Source organism: Arthrobacter sp. STN4 (genome assembly GCF_024539665.1).
Classification (GTDB): Bacteria; Actinomycetota; Actinomycetes; order Actinomycetales; family Micrococcaceae; genus Specibacter.
Genome location: NZ_JAKZGX010000061.1, coordinates 1 through 2,609, shown reverse-complemented (window position 1 = coordinate 2,609; position 2,609 = coordinate 1). Strand labels below are relative to the sequence as shown.

1 protein-coding gene is annotated in these 2,609 nt (G+C 66.5%); it reads right to left on the bottom strand.

Translation table 11 applies throughout. From position 1 onward, the window contains the following. Positions 1–26: 26 nt before the first annotated feature. A partial coding sequence (aceE, locus tag MMF96_RS19250) for a pyruvate dehydrogenase (acetyl-transferring), homodimeric type (RefSeq protein WP_176618733.1) occupies positions 27–2,609 on the bottom strand: 2,583 nt, incomplete at its 5' end.

The window sequence follows — 2,609 nt, the reverse complement described above, 5'->3', positions numbered from 1 at the left end:
GCCGGGCTTGTTGTCGCCGGTTGGGGTTAGCTGTCGCCTCCGGCGTTGCCGGTGGTGCCGGCGTTGACGTTGAGGAGGTCGTATTTGGTGGCGGCCTGGCGGGGTGTGTCGGGGTTGATTTTTCCGTCGTTGGCGAGCATTTGCAGGGCGCGGACGACGATGCTGTGGGAGTCGATCTTGAAGTAGCGGCGGGCGGCGGCGCGGGTGTCGGAGAAGCCGAAGCCGTCGGCGCCCAGGGTTGCGAAGGTGTTGGGCAGGAATTGGCGGATTTGGTCGGGGACGGCTTTCATGTAGTCGGTGACGGCGATGACGGGTCCGTGCGCGTCGGCCATTTTGTGGGTGAGGTAGGGGGTGCGGGGTGCCTCGTCGGGGTGGAGGAAGGAGTGTTCCTCGGCGGCGAGGCCGTCGCGGCGCAGTTCGGTCCAGGAGGTGACGGACCAGACGTCCGCGGCGACGCCCCATTCCCGGGCGAGGATGTCGGCGGCTTCCAGGGCCCAGGGCACGGCGACGCCGGAGGCGAGCAGTTGCGTGGCGGGTCCTTCGGTGGTGGCGGCTTGGAGGTGGTAGATGCCTTTTTCGATGCCTTCGGTGTCGAGGTTGGCGGGGGCCTTGGGTTGGAGGATTGGTTCGTTGTACACGGTGAGGTAGTACATGACGTTGGGGTCGGTGGAGGCGGGCCCGTACATGCGTTCCAGCCCGGCCTTGACGATCACCCCGATCTCGTACCCGTAGGCCGGGTCGTAGCTGATCACGGCGGTGTTGGTGGAGGCCAGGAGGGGGGAGTGCCCGTCGGCGTGTTGGAGGCCTTCGCCGGTGAGGGTGGTCCGGCCGGCGGTCGCGCCGATGATGAAGCCGCGGGCCATCTGGTCCCCGGCGGCCCAGAACTGGTCCCCGGTGCGTTGGAAGCCGAACATGGAGTAGAAGACGTAGATCGGGATCAGGGGTTCGCCGTGGGTGGCGTAGCTGGTCCCGGCGGCGGTGAACGCGGCCACGGACCCGGCTTCGTTGATGCCGGCGTGCACGATCTGTCCGGAGATCGATTCCTTGTAGGCCAGCACCAGGTCCCGGTCCACGGAGAGGTAGTTCTGCCCGTTGGGGTTGTAGATCTTCGCGGTCGGGAAGAACGCGTCGATGCCGAAGGTGCGGGCCTCGTCGGGGATGATCGGCACGATCCGGTGGCCGAAGTCCTTGTCCCGCATGAGGTCCTTGAGCAGGCGCACGAACGCCATGGTCGTGGCGGCGTGTTGCTTGCCGGAGCCGCGGTTGGCGACTTCGTAGGTCTTTTCCCCGGGCAGGGTGACCGGGGTGTGGGCGGTGCGGCGTTCGGGGACGAACCCGCCGAGTTCGGCGCGGCGTTCCATGAGGTAGCGGATTTCCGGGGCGTCGGGGCCGGGGTGGTAGTACGGGGGCCGGTACGGGTCCGCTTCGAGGGTTTCATCGCTGATGGGCAGGCGCAGGTGGGTGCGGAAGTCCTTCAGGTCCTGCAGGGTCAGCTTCTTCATCTGGTGGGTGGAGTTGCGGGCCTCGAAGTGCGTGCCCAGCCCGTAGCCCTTCACGGTGTGGGCCAGGATCACGGTCGGCTTGCCCTTGAATTCCACCGCGGCCCGGTAGGCGGCGTAGACCTTGTGGTAGTCGTGCCCGCCACGCTTCAAATTCCATACCTCGTCATCGGTCAGGTGCGCGGCGAGTTCCTTCGTCGCCGGGGTCTGGCCGAAGAAGTGTTCCCGGACGAACCCGCCGGACTCGGCCTTGTACGTCTGGTAGTCCCCGTCGACGGTGTCGTTCATGACCTTCACCAGGGAATGGTCGGTGTCGCGGGCCAGCAACGCATCCCACTCCCGCCCCCAGAGCACCTTGATGACGTTCCAGCCGGCACCGCGGAAGAACGCCTCGAGTTCCTGGACGATCTTGCCGTTGCCGCGCACCGGCCCGTCCAGGCGCTGGAGGTTGCAGTTCACCACGAACGTGAGGTTGTCCAGCTTGTCGTTCGCAGCGAGCTGGAGCAGGCCGCGGGATTCGGGCTCGTCCATTTCCCCGTCGCCCAGGAACGCCCACACGTGCTGGTCGGAGGTGTCCTTGATGCCGCGGTTGTGCAGGTACCGGTTGGACTGGGCCTGGTAGATCGCGTTCATCGGCCCGATGCCCATCGAGACCGTCGGGAACTCCCAGAACCCCGGCATCAGGCGCGGGTGCGGATACGAGGACAGGGCATGGCCTTCCCTGGACTTCTCCTGCCGGAACCCGTCCAGGTCCTCCTCGGACAGGCGCCCTTCCAGGAACGCGCGCGCGTACATGCCCGGGGACGCGTGTCCCTGGAAAAAGACCTGGTCCCCGCCCCCGGGATGGTCCTTGCCCCGGAAGAAATGATTAAAACCAACCTCGTACAACGTCGCGGCCCCCGCATACGTGGAGATGTGCCCGCCGACCCCGATGTCCGGGCGCTGGGAACGGTGCACCATGACCGCGGCATTCCACCGCAACCACGCCCGGTACTTCCGCTCGATCTCCTCATTGCCCGGGAACACCGGCTCCTGGTCCGCAGGAATCGTGTTCACATAATCCGTCGTCGTGACCATCGGCACGCCAACACTCTGCGCCCCGGCACGCTG